16 protein-coding genes are annotated in these 15,262 nt (G+C 69.2%); 7 read left to right on the top strand and 9 right to left on the bottom strand.

The annotated features are described in order from the left end of the window. Positions 1–61 precede the first annotated feature (61 nt). From JOD27_RS19225 to JOD27_RS19215, 3 genes are read right to left on the bottom strand one after another with little or no spacing between them, the layout of a single operon-like run. Positions 62–1,150 carry a winged helix DNA-binding domain-containing protein gene (locus tag JOD27_RS19225; RefSeq protein WP_204763612.1) on the bottom strand — a complete coding sequence of 363 codons (1,089 nt, stop codon included), beginning with the start codon at positions 1,148–1,150 and terminating at the stop codon, positions 62–64. After that, positions 1,147–2,250, bottom strand: coding sequence for an epoxide hydrolase family protein (locus JOD27_RS19220; RefSeq protein WP_204763611.1), 1,104 nt, complete (start codon positions 2,248–2,250; stop codon positions 1,147–1,149). Before JOD27_RS19220 ends, JOD27_RS19225 begins: the two co-directional genes overlap by 4 nt. 43 nt (positions 2,251–2,293) lie before the next feature. Beyond that, entirely contained in the window at positions 2,294–2,965 is a 672-nt protein-coding gene (locus JOD27_RS19215) for a FadR/GntR family transcriptional regulator (protein ID WP_204763610.1), read from the bottom strand. Between the two features lie 47 nt (positions 2,966–3,012). Between JOD27_RS19215 and JOD27_RS19210 the strand changes: the two genes are divergently transcribed. From JOD27_RS19210 to JOD27_RS19200, 3 genes are read left to right on the top strand one after another with little or no spacing between them, the layout of a single operon-like run. Further along, the gene (locus tag JOD27_RS19210; RefSeq protein ID WP_204763609.1) at positions 3,013–4,257 is read left to right on the top strand and encodes a CynX/NimT family MFS transporter; all 1,245 of its coding nucleotides are present in this window, start codon (positions 3,013–3,015) and stop codon (positions 4,255–4,257) included. A gap of 4 nt (positions 4,258–4,261) precedes the next feature. Next, positions 4,262–5,095: an AfsR/SARP family transcriptional regulator gene (locus tag JOD27_RS19205; RefSeq protein ID WP_204763608.1), complete on the top strand. Its 834-nt coding sequence runs from the start codon at positions 4,262–4,264 to the stop codon at positions 5,093–5,095. Next, positions 5,044–5,571, top strand: coding sequence for an RICIN domain-containing protein (locus JOD27_RS19200; protein ID WP_204763607.1), 528 nt, complete (start codon positions 5,044–5,046; stop codon positions 5,569–5,571). The genes JOD27_RS19205 and JOD27_RS19200 overlap by 52 nt, the downstream gene beginning before the upstream one ends. Here the strand turns inward: JOD27_RS19200 and JOD27_RS45055 are convergent. After that, complete coding sequence (locus JOD27_RS45055) at positions 5,568–6,137, bottom strand: CHAP domain-containing protein (RefSeq protein ID WP_204763606.1); 570 nt, start codon at positions 6,135–6,137, stop codon at positions 5,568–5,570. The genes JOD27_RS19200 and JOD27_RS45055 overlap by 4 nt on opposite strands. Positions 6,138–6,324: 187 nt before the next feature. Between JOD27_RS45055 and JOD27_RS19190 the strand changes: the two genes are divergently transcribed. Then, positions 6,325–6,729 (top strand): VOC family protein, encoded by a 405-nt coding sequence (locus tag JOD27_RS19190; RefSeq protein WP_204763605.1) that lies wholly within the window; start codon positions 6,325–6,327, stop codon positions 6,727–6,729. On the opposite strand, the gene JOD27_RS19185 is transcribed toward JOD27_RS19190, so the two are convergent. The 3 genes from JOD27_RS19185 to JOD27_RS19175 all read right to left on the bottom strand — a co-directional run bounded on the left by JOD27_RS19185 (position 6,726) and on the right by JOD27_RS19175 (position 9,380). After that, positions 6,726–7,139, bottom strand: coding sequence for an NADPH-dependent FMN reductase family protein (locus JOD27_RS19185; RefSeq protein WP_204763604.1), 414 nt, complete (start codon positions 7,137–7,139; stop codon positions 6,726–6,728). The genes JOD27_RS19190 and JOD27_RS19185 overlap by 4 nt on opposite strands. Positions 7,140–7,203: 64 nt before the next feature. Continuing rightward, positions 7,204–8,577 (bottom strand): mycothione reductase, encoded by a 1,374-nt coding sequence (locus JOD27_RS19180; protein ID WP_204763603.1) that lies wholly within the window; start codon positions 8,575–8,577, stop codon positions 7,204–7,206. Between the two features lie 47 nt (positions 8,578–8,624). Continuing rightward, complete coding sequence (locus JOD27_RS19175) at positions 8,625–9,380, bottom strand: ArsR/SmtB family transcription factor (protein WP_204763602.1); 756 nt, start codon at positions 9,378–9,380, stop codon at positions 8,625–8,627. A gap of 66 nt (positions 9,381–9,446) precedes the next feature. Between JOD27_RS19175 and JOD27_RS19170 the strand changes: the two genes are divergently transcribed. Further along, positions 9,447–10,778: an MFS transporter gene (locus JOD27_RS19170; RefSeq protein ID WP_204763601.1), complete on the top strand. Its 1,332-nt coding sequence runs from the start codon at positions 9,447–9,449 to the stop codon at positions 10,776–10,778. Here JOD27_RS19170 and JOD27_RS19165 read toward each other — a convergent pair. Continuing rightward, on the bottom strand, positions 10,756–11,283 hold the full coding sequence (locus JOD27_RS19165) for a YbhB/YbcL family Raf kinase inhibitor-like protein (protein WP_204763600.1): 528 nt from the start codon (positions 11,281–11,283) through the stop codon (positions 10,756–10,758). The genes JOD27_RS19170 and JOD27_RS19165 overlap by 23 nt on opposite strands. 126 nt (positions 11,284–11,409) lie before the next feature. Between JOD27_RS19165 and JOD27_RS19160 the strand changes: the two genes are divergently transcribed. After that, complete coding sequence (locus JOD27_RS19160) at positions 11,410–12,153, top strand: polysaccharide deacetylase family protein (protein WP_307830210.1); 744 nt, start codon at positions 11,410–11,412, stop codon at positions 12,151–12,153. 102 nt (positions 12,154–12,255) lie between these two features. Beyond that, positions 12,256–12,729, top strand: a complete 474-nt coding sequence (locus JOD27_RS19155; protein ID WP_204763598.1) for an AMIN-like domain-containing (lipo)protein — start codon at positions 12,256–12,258, stop codon at positions 12,727–12,729. Positions 12,730–12,786: 57 nt separating this feature from the next. On the opposite strand, the gene lon is transcribed toward JOD27_RS19155, so the two are convergent. Beyond that, positions 12,787–15,135 (bottom strand): endopeptidase La, encoded by a 2,349-nt coding sequence (gene lon / locus JOD27_RS19150; RefSeq protein WP_204763597.1) that lies wholly within the window; start codon positions 15,133–15,135, stop codon positions 12,787–12,789. Positions 15,136–15,262 lie beyond the last annotated feature (127 nt).

Below are 15,262 nucleotides of genomic sequence, written 5' to 3'. Positions count from 1 at the left end.
GACCGAGCCTCGTCGCCTGGAACACGACCGCCAGACACACGCAAGGGCAGGAAAAACCGCCCTAAGGTGCAATGATCACGTGCTTCTTGCCCGGTGCCATCACCTTCAGCACCGCCTTGGCCTCACGGACCACGCCCGCCATGTCCTTCTTGGTGGTCTTGAAGTACGGCTCGATCGTGAGCGTGGCGGTGTCCTTGGTCTCGACGACCGACCAGGTGCCGTGCAGGAACCCGTCGACGAGGAACGTGGGCGGGAAGACCCCGTTGCGGACCGCGCCCCACCGTGCCCGCGCCTCCTCGCTCATGATCCGCGTCCGGTCCGCGTGCCCCAGCAGCACGTTGTCGAACGCGGGCAGCAGCCGGGCCGGGGCGGGCGTGTCCTCGGAGACGATCACACCGTCCGGCACGTCCAGCAGCACCTTGCCCGCCTCGTTGCGGTATTCCACGAGGTCCAGCTCCGCCGCGTGCGCCTTCAGGCCGATCAGCCGCGACCACGCCTGCATGTCCGAAAGCGTCGCCGGCCCGAACACCCGCAGGTACCGCTCGATCAGCTCCGGCACCGCGGCGTCGGAGGGCAGGTCCCCGCCGAGCCACGCCGCCATCGCGACGTTCTGCGGAACACCGCCCACGCCCCAGATCCCGCGCGGCGGCACCTGCACCATCGGCACCAGCATCTGTGCCTGCGTCGACAGCTCGCGCGCCTTCGCCTCGGGGAAGTGCTCCTCCAGGAACGCGCCGATCTCCGCGACCGTGCGGGGTTCCGTGTCGACGTACTCGCGCGTGATCCCGGCCAGCTTGTCGAGGTCGATGTCGACCCGGCTCGCGGGCGGCATCACGAGCCGCGCCCGCTTGGTCAGCTCCGGCTGCAACGCCGCACGCATCAGGTAGGCGTCGGAAGCCGAGACCAGGTGCAAAGTGCCGCGCCACAACGTCATCCGCACCAGTGACCGGTCGATGATCAGCGTGCTCAGCGCGTCGAACTCGAACGGGTCGAGGCGCGTCCACAGCGCGAGGTACGGCGGCGCCGGCGCCTGGGCCTGGAGGCCGCAGAGGTGCTCGACGGCCTGCACGATCGGCATGCTCGTGCGCTGCAGGAGCAGCTGCCGCGCGAGCAGCGTCCTGTTCAGCGTGCGGTTCGACAGAGTGATCACAGCGCCTCGAAGAACTTCCTGATGTCCTGGACCAGCAGGTCCGGCTCCTCCATCGCGGCGAAGTGGCCGCCGCGGTCGAACTCCGTCCAGTGCACGATCGTCGGGATCATCCTCTCCGCCAGCGACCGGACCGGCACGCTGATGTCGTGTGGGAAGACCGCCACCCCGGTCGGCACCGTCGTCGGTTGCGGCTTGCCCCACGACGCGGCCTGCTCCTTGTACAGCGCCGCCGACGAGCCCGCCGTGCCGGTGAACCAGTACACGGACACGTTGGTCAGCATGAGGTCGCGGCTCACCGCGTCCTCCGGCAGGCCCTCGTTGTCCGTCCAGTCGTGGAACCTCTCCACGATCCACGCCAGCTGCCCGACCGGAGAGTCCGTCAGCGCGTAGCCGAGCGTGCGCGGCCGGGTGCGCTGGAGATGCATGTAGCCGGAGAGCTCCTTCTGGTAGTGGTCGAGCGACTCCAGCGCCTCGAGCTCCTCTGGCGTGAGGTCGTTGATCCCGGACGGCCGGAACGTCAGCAGCATGTTCACGTGCACGCCCACGACGTGCTCGGGGAACACCCTGCCGATCTCCTGCGCGATGCCCGAACCCCAGTCGCCGCCCTGTGCGCCGTACCGCTCGTAACCCAGGCCCTCCATCAGCTTCGCGAACGCCCACGCGACGCGCAGGACGTTCCACCCGGTCTTCCGTACGGGTCCCGAGAAGCCGAAACCGGGGATCGACGGGATGACGAGGTGGAAGTCCTGCGACAGCGGCCCGATCACGTCCAGGAACTCGACGAACGAGCCGGGCCAGCCGTGGATCAGCAGCAGCGGCAACGCGTCGGGCTTGCGCGACCGGACGTGCACGAAGTGGATGCGCTGCTCGTTGATCTCGGTCGTGAACTGCGGGTAGGCGTTGATCCGCTCTTCCTGCGCGCGCCAGTCGAACCCGTCGGCCCAGTGCTCGGCGAGCGGGCGCAGGTAGCTCAGCGGGATGCCGTGGGACCAGCCGACGCCCGGCAGGTCCTCCTCCGGCCACCGCGTGTTGCGCAGGCGTGTGCGGAGGTCGTCGAGGTCGCTCTGCGGGATCTCGATGCGGAACGGCGTGATCTCCATGACCCCTACGCTATGAGTTGGTGCGGACAACTTCGGTCCGCATTCAGCTGATTCGCTCGATCAGCTCCTCGAAGAACCCGCCCGCCTCGATCGCCGCCTTCTCCTGGTCGCCGTCGCGCACGGCGTGCAGCAGCCCGGTGTGCGACACCTGGTCACGGCCTGGCTGGCTGGTGTCGACGGAGGCCGCCACCGAAGCTTTGACCGCCTCGGTCAAGCCCTGGTAGAGCTCTGCCAGCAGTGTGTTGTGCGAACACTGGACGAGCAGCACGTGGAACGCCGTGTCGTGCTCGACGACCTCGGCCCACTGCCCGGCCTCCATCGCCGCGTCGCGCTTGCGCAGCAGCTCGGTGAGGCGTGCCAGTTCGGCGTCCGTGCGGTGCTTGGCGGCCAGGCGCGCGCCCTCCATCTCCAGGGTGCGGCGGACCTCCAGCACCTCCTTCAGCTCGGTTCCGCACATGCGGCGGACCGCGCCGGAGATCTCGCTGGTCGCGCGGACGAACGTGCCGTCGCCCTGCCGCACCTCCAGCAAGCCTGCGTGTGAGAGCGCCCGCACGGCCTCGCGAACCGTGTTCCGACCCACCCCGAGCGCGGTGACCAGCTCGGGCTCGGGCGGGATGCGCTGCCCGACGGGCCATTCGCCGCTGGTGATCGCGCTCCTCATCTGCTCGATCACCTGGTCGACGAGGCCTGCTCGCCGGGTAGTGGCCAACGGCACAGCGTCATCCTTTCATCCGAACATCCTACGTCTGCGATAGTGTTCGCGTGACGATTCAGCAGACGACTCTTTCCGCACAGACTGCCACCGATCCAGGTCGCAGGGTCAGGGTCGTCAAGAATCGTCACGTTCCGCTGGTCGGTTCCACGCTGCTCGCGATCGGGGTCGCCCTCGCGGCGGCGAATCTCCGCCCTGCGGTGACCAGTCTGGCCTCGGTGCTCGGTGATGTCCGCGCCGCCCTTGGGGTTTCGGCCGCTTGGACCAGCGCGTTGACCGCCGTTCCGGCGCTCTGCTTCGGCTTCGCGGCGTTCGCGGCCCCCTGGCTGGGCCGCCGCCTCGGCATGGCCCGTGCGATCGGATTGTCACTGGGAGTGCTCACGCTCGGCCTGGTGCTGCGCGTGATCGACGGTCCGTGGGTCGTGCTGGGCGGCACCTTCATCGCCTGCGCGGGCATCGCGGTGTCCAACGTGCTGATCCCCGTGGTGGTGAAGGCCTCCTTCCCGTCGAAGGTCGGCCTGATCACCGGTGTCTACACGGGAGCGCTCGCCGCGGGCGCCGCGCTGGCCGCCGCTCTCACGCCGCGGCTGGAGGACTCCCTCGGCTCGTGGCGCCTCGCCGTCGGTGCGTGGGCGCTGCTGTCGTTGGGCGCGGTCCTCGTCTGGTTCGCCGGCGCACGGCACGGTCAGGAAGCTTCCGTGGTCCGCTCGGCCTCCCCGGCCGGGAAGCGGTCGCTGCTGCGCAGCCCGCTGGCGTGGGTCATCACGGTGTTCTTCGGCCTGCAGTCGCTCTACGCCTATACCGTCATGGGCTGGTTGCCCGCGATGCTCGTCGACTCCGGCGTCGACCGGAACACCGCCGGCATGCTGCTCGCCGTCGCGATGCTGCTCGGCGTCCCGGTCAGCCTCTTCGTGCCGCCGCTCGCCGCCCGGTTCTCCAGCCAGGCCGTGATGGTGCTGGCGCTGGGACTGCTGTCGTTCGCGGGCGTCTTCGGCATGCTGGTGGCTCCGTCCGCCGCGCCCGGCCTGTGGGTCGTGCTGATCGGGTTCGGCATGGGCATGTTCCCGCTGGCACTGCTGATCATGTCGCTGCGCACGAAGTCCACTTCGGACACCGCGCGGCTGTCGGCGATGGCGCAGAGCCTCGGCTACCTGATCGCGGCGACCGGGCCGTTCGCGTTCGGCCTGCTGCGCGACGCGACGGGCTCGTGGACCGTGTCGCTCGTGCTGCAGCTCGTGTTGCTGGCCGCGTTGACCGGATTGGGCATGCTGGCGGGCCGTCCTCGCTACGTTTGACCCCGTGACACTGGGGTTTGGTTTTCTCGGCGATGTAACGGTTTCACGCGACGGGCAGGAGCTGAAGGTCGGGCACGCACGTCAGCAGTGCGTTCTCGCCGTGCTCGCGGTGGAGGCGGGCCGGCCGGTCTCGCTCGACCAGCTCACCGAACGCGTCTGGGGCGACGATCCGCCCGCCAAGCCGCGCGACGCGCTGCACGGCTATCTGTACCGGCTGCGGCAGGTGCTCGGTGACGACGTGATCGTGCGGAAGTCCGGCGGGTACGCGCTGGTCGCGTCCGACGTCGACCTGCACCGGTTCGAGCAGTTGATCTCCTCCGGGCGGCACGACGAAGCGCTGGCGTTGTGGCGCGGGGAGCCGTTCGCGGGCTTGCACTCGCCGTGGCTCGATTCCGTGCGAGACAGGTTGTCGCAGCACAAGCACGTCGCCGAGACCGAACGCGCCGAGATCGCGTTGCGGGAAGGCAGGCACAGCGAGGTGCTCACCGGGCTGATCGCCCGAGCCGCCGACCACCCGCTCGACGAACGGGTGGCGGGCCAGCTGATGCTCGCCCTGCACCGCAGCGGCCGCTCGGCGGAGGCGCTGGAGTCGTTCGAACGGCTGCGGCGCACGCTGTCCGACGAGCTCGGCACGGATCCCAGCGCTGTACTGCGGGACCTGCACCACCGGATCCTCACCGAGGCCGAACCGCCCCACGCTCCCCTGCACGCGGGGCCCCTCGTACTCCAGGAGAGTACGAAAGCTCCCCGCGTACTCTCCGACGGCGCAACGCGGCGGTGTTCGCCGTGGCCGGAGTGGCCGCCGTCGCGCTGGTGGCGGTGCTGGTCGCGGTGCTGACCGGCGAGGGCCCCGTCACCACGCCGTCGTCAGCACCCACGGGCAAGTACGCGGCCAGGTTGAAGGCGGGCGATCTGTGCGTGACCGAAGGCCGGGACCGCGAGACGCACGACGGGCCACCGATCGCGGTGCAGGGCGCCTGCTCGGATGCGCCGCCGCGGACGTTGATCGAACCGATCGGCGGCGAGAACGACAGGATCTGGTGGGACCACCCGGTGAACGGTCCCGGCTGCCTCAGCGCGATGGGCGGTTCGGTGCACGAGGGCGCGCGGCTCGAACCGTGGGACAAGTGCCGGGACGACATGACGTTCCAGCAGTTCCGGTTCGAACGCGTCGGCCAGGACCGCTACCGGCTGCGGCCCCTGCACACCGACCTGTGCGTCGGAGTGCAGGAGCCGCTGGCACCGGGTGCCGAGGTGGTGCTGGAGAAGTGCACCGGCGGTGCCGATCAGGAGTTCGCCGTCGAACGTCTTTAGAACTTCGGCTTCACGTACCCGTAGACCGCGCCACCGTTGGTGGTGGTGGTCTTCGGGTCGATGGTGCGCTTGGTGACCTTGTCGGACAGGTTGCCGTCGATCGTGGTGAGCTTGCCGTCCGAGTGCACCTTCACGACGATCCCGACGTGACCGTTGAGGCTGCCCGGCGTGCCGAAGACGATCGCGTCACCGGCCTTCGGGTTGCCGCCGCGCGTGCCGGCCGGGCGGCGCTTGAGGAGGTCGTTGTCGGCGCCCCACTTGGCCCAGTACGTGGCGACCCACGCCTTGCCGTAGCCCGCCGGCGGGAGCTTCGTGACGCCCGCCTTCTTCCACACCCACCTGGCGAACATGCCGCACCAGGCCGCGCAGTCGTCGCTGTACTTGTTGCAGTTGTTCGCCCGCTCCTTGTAGCCCACCTCGGCCGTCGCGATGCGCACGATGTCGGCGGCGGCAGCGATCTCGACGCTGTCCTCCTGCGGTGCCGCCGTGGCGGACGACCCCAGCAGCAGCGCGCTGATGACAGCGGACAGCACTCCCGCGATGAACGTCTTCCTGATGGATCGCACTTTCGTCCTCACCCCTCGTACGTCGTTGACCGGTGCCCGTCCGGGCGCCGAGGTGAAGTCGACACAGAGGGTCTGGGACGCGTCTGGATCATGCTGGGACAGCACTGGAATGACTGGTCAGCGACGTGTGGCGAGGTGGTCAGGAATCGAGAAGCGACGGACGCGCCGCGCTTCTAGCGTTGTCGTCATGGACATCAACATTCACGCCACGTTCCTCCCGCACACCGACCCCGAGGCCTCGCTCGCGTTCTACCGCGACCTGCTCGGCTGGGAGGTCCGCGTGGACGTCGGCAAGGGCGCGATGCGCTGGATCACCGTGGCCCCGGAGGGGTCGGGCTCCGCTGTCGTGCTGGAACCGCCGGCCATGGCGGAAGGGCTCACGGACTCGCAGCGCACCGCCATCGCGGAGATGATCGAGGGTGGCTCGTACGGGTACATCCAGCTGTCCACGCCCGATCTCGACGGCGTGTTCGACAAGCTGCAGGCGGGCGGTGCCGACGTCGTGCAGGAGCCGACCGATCAGCCGTGGGGCGGGCGGGACTGCGTGTTCCGCGACCCGTCCGGCAACAACGTCCGGATTCTCCAGGCCTAATTCGACACGAAGCCCCGGTGCAGCACCGTGAGCTGATCGGCGAGGTAGCGGGCCCATGCCTTCGCCCGATCCCAGTCCGGTGCCGCACCACCGAAACTCACCGGTCCACTGGCCCCTAGCTTCCGCACCATGCGAGTGACATCGTTCGGTGCGGGCGGTGTGCCGCGATGGAACAACCACATGGGCGTCTGTTTGAGGGAAACCTTGTGCCGCCGCACGAACCGATGCGCGTCACGGGCCGCGGCGTCGCCCATGATCACGGCACCGAACCCGTACAGCGTGTCGGTCGCGGCGACCGAGAGCACTGTGACTCTCAGCCCGCACCCGGCGAGTTCGGTGCCGATGATCTGGGCGATCTCATCGGTGGCGGCGATCTTCGAGGTGTACGCGACGAGGACTCTGTCAGTCATCGCTGCATCGTGGTTGGTCGGCGAGATCAACGACAGCGGCGGAAGTCCCTGTCGTGCAAGGCCTTCAGTCCAACGGCAGGTTGAGAAGCGCGTTCTCGACGAGTTCCGGCATCGCGGGATGGATCCAGTACTGCCCACGTGCCATGGACTTCGCGTCCAACCCGAAGCTCATCGCCTGGATCAGCGGCTGGATCACCGACGACGCCTGTGGCCCGATGATGTGCGCGCCGAGCAGCTGTCCGGTGGCGGGATCCGCGAGCAGCTTCGCGAAGCCCGTCGTGTCCTCCATCGCCCAGCCGTACGCGATGGACGCGTAGGCCTGGCTGGCGGTGACGTACCGGATTCCCCTTGCCCTGGCCTGTTCCTCGGTCAGGCCGACGCTCGCGATCTGCGGGCTGGAGAACACCGCGGCCGGCACGAACCGGTGATCGCTGCGCATCGGCTCGTCGGGGTTGAGCAGGTTGTGCTGCACCACCCGCGCCTCGTGGTTCGCGACGTGCTTGAGCTGGTAGTCCGAGCTGATGTCGCCCAGCGCCAGGATGTGCGGCTGGCTCGTGCGCTGGTACTCGTCGACCTTGACGCGGCCGTCGTCGTGCAGCTCGACACCGGCCTTGGCAAGGTCCAGCAGGTCGGTGTTGGGCCGGCGGCCGGTCGCCACGAGAAGCTGGTCCGCCTCAACGGTTTCCGCGCCGTCCGGGCCCTCCATGTGCAGGCGGACACCGGTGTCGGTCTTCTCCGCGCGGATCGTCTTGCGCTGCAACCGGACGTCCCACTTCGTCTTCGCGACGTCGGTGAACCGCTGGGCGATCTCCAGATCCTCGTGGCGCAGCAACAGGTTCGAGCGCGCGATCATCGTGACCTCGACACCGAAGCTGCTGAACACGTGCGCGAACTCGGCGGCGATGAACCCGCTGCCCAGGATGACCAGGCTCGCCGGCAGCTCGTCGAGCCGCATGATCGAGTCGCTGGTGTGGAAGCCGGTCGTCTCGATGTCGGCGACCTCGGGGATCGTCGGCCTGCTGCCCGCCGCCACGACGATCCGGTCGGCGGTGATGGTCTCGCCGGTGCCCGTGTCCATCGTGTGCGCGTCGATGAACTTCGCGGTGCCCTCGTAGACCGTGACGTTCGCGTTCTCGTTGGCGCGCCAGTTGCGGCCGCCCTCGGAGATCGGGTCGATGCGGCCGAAGATGCGGTCGCGGATCTGCGGCCAGTGCACGGCGTCGAGGTGGGCGTCCACGCCGAGCTTCTTCGCGTTGGCAGGCGCCGCGGCCTGGTCGGCGGTGTGGACGAACATCTTGGTGGGGATGCAGCCCACGTTCAGGCAGGTGCCGCCGAAGGTGCCCTTCTCGAGGATGGCGATGTCCCAGCCGGCCATCGCCTCGTTCGGGATGGAGTTGCCGGAGCCGGTACCGATGATGACCAGGTCGAAGTGCCTCACGTGTCGATCCAACCACCTCGGGCACGGAGGTGTTCCCGGGTCGGGTGTTACGCGGGCCTTACGTCAGCGAACGACCTGCCGAACGCTTCGGCCAGCCCGCTCTCGCCGGCGTCGGTCAGGTGCACGACGCGCGGGCTGGCGCCGTGTTTCAACCACCCCAGGGCGAAGAGCCGGTTCGCGATCGCCGCCCCGAGCGCACCGGACAGGTGGTGCCGCTCCTCGCTCCAGTCGACGCAGTAGCGGATCAACGGGCGGCGTCCCGGTTCCCGCACGTCGACGCCCAGCGACCGCAACGTGACAGCGCCCTGCTCGCTCAGCTCGTAGTGCTGATCACGCCCGTAGGCGGCGAGCCGGTCGTGCACCGCGGTGTCCGGATGGTGCCTGCCGTCGCCGCCGGTCAGGACACCGGTGTCGAGCAGGGCACCCATCAGCTGCACGCCGAGCCGTCCCGCGAGGTGGTCGTAGCAGGTGCGCGACCGTCGCAACGCGTCCGTTCTGACGCTCTGCCGCAACGACGTGACCGGCAACGGTGGCGCGATCGCCGCGAGTGCTTCCAACGCGTCGGCCACCTCCGGGCGGGACAGCCGGTAGCGGCGGTTGCGGCCCTCGCGGTGCGCGGTGACCAGCCCCGCCTCGACCAGTTTCGCGAGGTGCACGCTGGCCGTCGGGCCGCTGACCCCGGCCTCGTCGGCGAGCGCCGTCGCGGTGATCGCCTGGCCGTTGCACAGCGCCTTGAGCATGCGGGCGCGGGATCCGTCCGCGAGGAGTGCGGCGGCCCGCGCGATGTCGGGATCGGACTTCACGCCTACGACCGTACGACGGCGACACTTAGCCCGGCGGCGAAGTGTTCCGGACCCAGACTCGGCCGCATGAACACCCGAGTCCCGCTCCTCGCGCTCAGCCTCGGCTACTTCCTCGTGATGCTGGACGTCACCGCGGTCACCGTCGCGGTGCCGGAGATCCAGCGAACGCTGCGGGCCGGCTCGTCCGCGCTGCAGTGGTCGGTGGACGGCTACAGCACGGTGTTCGCCGCGTTGCTGCTGCTCGGCGGCGCTCTCGGCGACCGCCTCGGGCATCGGCGGATCTTCCTGACCGGCCTGGCCGTGTTCACCGGGTCGTCCGTGCTCTGCGCGCTCGCGTCGACGCCGGGTGAGCTGATCGCGGGCAGGCTGCTGCAGGGCGCGGGCGCGGCGTTGCTCGTGCCGACCTCGCTGGGCCTGCTCGCGACCGCCTACCCGGACCGCGCGGTGCGTGCCCGCGCCCTCGGCTTCTGGGCGGGCGTCGCGGGCGTGGCGTTCGCGTCCGGACCGGTGCTGGGCGGGCTGCTCGTGCAGGGCCTGAGCTGGCGCGCCGTGTTCTGGCTGAACGTGCCGGTGGCCGCGCTCGCGATCGTGCTGACACTGCGGCACGTGCCCGCCACCAGCGGCGTCGCCCGCCGGATGGACGTTCTCGGTCAGGTGCTCGCGATCATCGGACTGACCGGTGTCGCCGGTGCGCTCAACGAATCGTCGATCATCTGCTTCGTGATCGGTGGCGTTGCGCTCGTGGCGTTCGTGGTGGTCGAACACCGTGCCGTCGCACCGCTGCTGCCACCGGCGCTGTTCAGGCACTCCGGATTCGCCGCGACCGCCGCCATCGGTGTGCTGCTCAACCTCGGCTACTACGGCATGTTGTTCGTCGCGACGCTGTACTTCCAGCAGCAACGCGGCCACGACGCCATGACCACCGGTCTTCTTCTGCTGCCGACCGTGTGCATGGCCCTGATAGCCGGACCGATCTCCGGACGGCTGACGGCGCGCTACGGCCCCTACAAGCTGATGACCGCCGCACTCCTGCTCGGGTCGGCGGGATTCCTCGGCTGGCTCGCGGCAGGGCCGGACACCCCGTACCCGGCACTGCTGTTCGCGCTGGTCGCGACCGGTCTCGCGACACCGCTGACGGTGCCGGCCGCCACCGCCGCGATCATCGAGTCCGCCCCGGCCCGAGCTGGTGTCGCCTCCGCGGTGTTCAACGTGGCCCGGCAGATCGGCAACGCCGTGGGCGTCGGGCTCTTCGGCACCCTGACGGTCGCGTCCGACGGCCTGCACCTGGCCGCGGTGATCGCCTCGGCGTCGTTCCTGATCGGCGCCGTGCTGGCTTCGTCCGGCGCATCCCGGCGGGACGCGCCGGACGAGGCGCTCAGTGCTGGTAGGTCGGCGTGATGATCGCGCGCGCCAGCGTGTGGAACGCGAGGTTGAAGCTCACGACCGCCGGAGACGCGTCGCCGTCCACGTCGAGCTTGTCGACGTCGACCGCGTGCACCACGAAGTAGTAGCGGTGCGGGTGGTCGCCCTTGGGCGGAGCGGCGCCACCGAACGCCCGCGTGCCGTAGTCCGAGCGCACGTGAAACGCGTCACCCGGCAGCGTGGCGTCGGAGGCACCCGCGCCCGTGTCCAACGACGTGGTCGTGGCGGGGACGTTCACGGCCACCCAGTGCCAGAAGCCGGAGGGGGTGGGGGCGTCGGGGTCGAAGCAGGTGACCACGAAGCTCCGCGTCTCGGCGGGGAAGCCGGACCACGACAGCTGGGGCGAGGTGTTGCCGCCCTCGAAGACCTGGGCGTCGGGGAGCTGTTCGCCGTCGCGCACGTCCGACGAGGTGACTTCGAACGTGCCGACCTGTGGCAGCAGCTGGTAGGGGTCGGGAGCGACTGGACGCTCGAGGCTCATCAGAACTCCTCCTCTTTGTGATCAGTTCGAGCCTATCCCCGTGCAACCATGAGGGCCTGCGCGGCGTCCTCCGCGTGGAGGGGGAATTTCCAGATGTCCAGGTTGCGGCTAGTTGCTGCATTTGTGGTGGTTGTCGGGCTGGTCTCGTGCGGCCAGACGCCCGACGAACAGCCCAGTGGTCCCGTTCTCACGACGTCCTCACCGGGGCCGACGACGACAACGACCACACCCGAGAAGCCGAAGCGGATGTTCGAGCCGCCGTACCCGTACGGCACGGTGCAGGCCCACGCGCCCGCGACCGCCGACGGCATGGTGCCCGTGGTGACACGCATTCCCACCGACAAGCCGTACGTGTTCATCACGATCGACGACGGCGCGGTGCAGCACCCGAAGGCCCGCGAGCTCATGATCAACGCGGGCGTGTGGCCGTCGTTGTTCCTCAACACGAAGTACGCCGAGGGGCACAAGGACTACTTCAAGGACCTGCCGGCCACGATCAACAGCCACACCACGAACCACCCGAACCTGCAGGGCAAGCCGTTCGAGTTCCAGAAGAACGAGATCTGCGGCAACGCCGACTTCCTCGCCCACGACTACGGCAAGCGCCCGACGCTGTTCCGGCCGCCGTTCGGCAACTACGACGCGAACACCCGCAAGGCAGCCGCGAGCTGTGGGTTCAAGGCGCTGGTCAACTGGACGGCCGCGGTCAACGACGGGCGCGTGCAGTTCCAGGCCGGCGACAAGCTCAAGCCGGGCGACATCGTGCTGATGCATTTCCGCACGACGTTCGTCGAGGACTTCACCGCGTTCCTGAACCGGGCGAAGCAGGATGGCCTGACTCCGGTGCCGCTGGAGGACTTCCTCGGATAGGAAGTGAGGACTTCCTCGGATAGGAAGTGCCGCAGCCGGCGCAACTGTGACGCTGGTCACGCGTCTGTTCTTTCATCGAGTCGCCCTGAGAGGGGGCCAGTGATGAAGAACAGACGCTTGGCCGCGGTGCTGGTGGCAGCGCTGACGGTCGTCACGTTCGTCCCGATGGCGTCGGCGCAGAGCACGCCCACGCTGTCCACCATCAGGACCGGCCTGCACGACGGCTACAACCGCGTCGTGCTCGACCTGTCCGGCCTGCCTGCCGAGCACCGGGTCAGGGAGGTCACCAGCGTCTCGCAGTGTGCGTCAGGCAACCCGATCGCCATGCCGGGCGGCACCGAGATCCTCGAGGTCGTGCTGATCGGAGCCGCCGCGCACGACGACAACGGCAACCCGACCTACACCGGACCGCAGAACTTCACGCCGCCCAACCTCGACAACGTCCGCAGGATCGCGCTCACGTGCGACTTCGAAGGCGTGCTGGGCATCGCCGTCGGCTACGGCAACGCCACCTCGTGGCACCGAGTCTTCACGCTGACGAACCCGAACCGGGTCGTCATCGACATCGGCCTGTGAAAAGCCTCGTGGGGACGGCAGTGGCCGCTGCTGTCCCCACGAGGGGTCCAGAAATCCTTACGCCGCAACGGTTGCGGCGGTCTCCTTCGACAGCGCGTGCTCCAGCACCTCGGACACGTCCGAGACCAGGTGCACGGTCAGCTGCTCCCGCACCGACTCCGGCACGTCCTCCAGGTCCGGCTCGTTGCGCTGGGGCAGCAGCACGGTGGTGATGCCCGCGCGGTGGGCGGCGAGCAGCTTCTGCTTCACGCCACCGATCGGAAGCACCCGGCCGGTCAACGAGATCTCGCCCGTCATCGCCACGTCGGAGCGCACCGGGCGGCCCGAGAGCAGCGACGCCAGCGCCGTCGTCATCGTGACGCCGGCCGACGGACCGTCCTTCGGCACCGCGCCCGCCGGGACGTGGATGTGCACTCCACGGCCCTCCAGCGCCGCCGCGTTGTCGTCGTGCGCACGCAGGTACGACAACGCGATCTGCGCGGACTCCTTCATCACGTCACCCAGCTGGCCCGTCAGGGTCACGCCGGACGCGCCGGTGTCCTTGGGCGCCAAGGAGGCTTCGATGAAGAGCACGTCGCCACCGACACCCGTGACGGCCAGACCCGTTGCGACACCGGGAACCGAGGTGCGCTCGGCCGACTCGGGCGTGTTCTTCGGGCTGCCCAGGTACGACTTGAGCGACGGCTGGTCGACCGTGACCGGCAGTTCCGCGTCGCCCAGCGCGACCTTCGCGGTCACCTTGCGCAGGATGCGCGCGAGGGCCCGTTCCAGTTGCCGCACACCGGCTTCCCGCGTGTACTCGCTCGCCAGCTGGTGCAGTGCGGGCTTGTCGAACGTGACGTCCTCCGGTGCGAGGCCGGCGCGTTCGATCTGCCGCGGTAGCAGGTGGTTGCTCGCGATCGTGACCTTCTCGTCCTCGGTGTAGCCGTCGAGCTGCACGAGTTCCATGCGGTCGAGCAACGGCGCCGGGATCGACTCCAGCACGTTCGCGGTCGCGAGGAACACGACGTCCGAGAGGTCCAGCTCGACCTCCAGGTAGTGGTCGCGGAACGTGTGGTTCTGCGCCGGGTCCAGCACCTCGAGCAACGCCGCCGTGGGGTCGCCGCGGTAGTCGGAGCCGACCTTGTCGATCTCGTCGAGCAGCACGACCGGGTTCATCGACCCTGCCTCGCTGATCGCGCGGACGATCCGGCCCGGCAGCGCGCCGACGTACGTGCGGCGGTGGCCGCGGATCTCGGCCTCGTCGCGCACGCCACCCAGGGCGACACGGACGAACTTGCGGCCCATCGCCCGTGCCACGGACTCGCCGAGCGACGTCTTGCCGACACCGGGAGGCCCGACCAGGGCCAGCACGGCACCGGAACGACGTCCGCCGACGACGCCCATGCCGCGGTCGGCGCGACGCTTGCGCACGGCCAAGTACTCGGTGATGCGCTGCTTCACGTCGTCCAGGCCCGCGTGGTCGGCGTCGAGAACCTCACGTGCGGCCTTGATGTCGTAGGCGTCCTCGGTCCGCTCGTTCCACGGCATCTCGAGAACGGTGTCGAGCCACGTCCGGATCCAGCCCACCTCGGGCGACTGCTCGGAGGTGCGCTCCAGCTTGTCGACCTCGGCCAGCGCGGCCTTGAGGACCTTCTCCGGCAGGTCAGCCGCCTCGACGCGGGCGCGGTAGTCGTCCTGCTCGGTGGCGGGCTTGCCGTCGAGCTCTGCCAGTTCCTTGCGGATCGCGGCCATCTGCTGGCGCAGCAGGAACTCCCGCTGCTGCTTCTCGACGCCTTCCTTGACGTCCTTGGCGATCGTCTCGTTCACGTCGAGCTCGGTCAGGTGCGCCTTCGCCCACTCGACCAGCTTCTCCAGCCGCGTGGTGACGTCGGACGTCTCCAGCAGCCAGACCTTCTGCTTCTCGTCGAGGTACGAGGCGTACCCGGCGAGGTCGGCCAGCGCCGACGGGTCGCTGATCTGCTGCACCGAGTCGACCATCTGCCACGCGCCGCGCGTCTGCAGGATGTTCGTCACGAGCGCGCGGTACTCCCTGGCGAGCTCACGCGTCCGCTCGGTGATCGGGGACTCGTCCGCGATCGTGGCCTCCACCCACAGCGCCGCGCCCGGCCCCGTGGTGCCCGTGCCGATGCGCACGCGCTTGGTGCCGCGCACGACGGCGGCGCGTTCGCCACCGGGCAGCCGGCCCACCTGTTCGATCTCGGCCAGTGTGCCGACGCTCGCGTACTTGCCGTCCAGACGTGGGACCAGCAGCACTTGATGATTCGCGGCCGTCGTCGCGGCGTCGACGGCCGCGCGGGCCTCGGCACTGGCGTCCGCACCGGAGATGCGGATCGGCACCACCATGCCGGGCAGCACCACAACGTCGTCCAGCGGCAGCACCGGCAGGGCCAACGTCTCGCCCATCACATCACCCTCCAAAGTTGAGTCTGTACCGCTCAACCAACTTCAGCGTAATGATGTTCCCTTTGGGTGTTCGCTGTCAGCGAGCAGCGGCGACACCTGCCGCGAACACACATGTGGCGGTCGACAC

Origin of the sequence: Lentzea nigeriaca (assembly GCF_016907955.1) — a bacterium.
Classification (GTDB): Bacteria; Actinomycetota; Actinomycetes; order Mycobacteriales; family Pseudonocardiaceae; genus Lentzea; species Lentzea nigeriaca.
Note: the sequence above shows the minus strand (reverse complement) of the source record. Positions and strands in the feature narration are given on the sequence as shown.

What these genes read in the sequence shown, in the direction of transcription:
- JOD27_RS19220 (WP_204763611.1), bottom strand. Translation starts at nt 2,250, where the DNA reads ATGGAGATCACGCCGTTCCGCATCGAGATCCCGCAGAGCGACCTCGAC.
- JOD27_RS19190 (WP_204763605.1), top strand. Translation starts at nt 6,325, where the DNA reads ATGGACATCAACATTCACGCCACGTTCCTCCCGCACACCGACCCCGAG.
- JOD27_RS19185 (WP_204763604.1), bottom strand. Translation starts at nt 7,139, where the DNA reads ATGACTGACAGAGTCCTCGTCGCGTACACCTCGAAGATCGCCGCCACC.
- JOD27_RS19170 (WP_204763601.1), top strand. Translation starts at nt 9,447, where the DNA reads ATGAACACCCGAGTCCCGCTCCTCGCGCTCAGCCTCGGCTACTTCCTC.
- JOD27_RS19165 (WP_204763600.1), bottom strand. Translation starts at nt 11,283, where the DNA reads ATGAGCCTCGAGCGTCCAGTCGCTCCCGACCCCTACCAGCTGCTGCCA.
- JOD27_RS19155 (WP_204763598.1), top strand. Translation starts at nt 12,256, where the DNA reads ATGAAGAACAGACGCTTGGCCGCGGTGCTGGTGGCAGCGCTGACGGTC.
- lon (WP_204763597.1), bottom strand. Translation starts at nt 15,135, where the DNA reads ATGGGCGAGACGTTGGCCCTGCCGGTGCTGCCGCTGGACGACGTTGTG.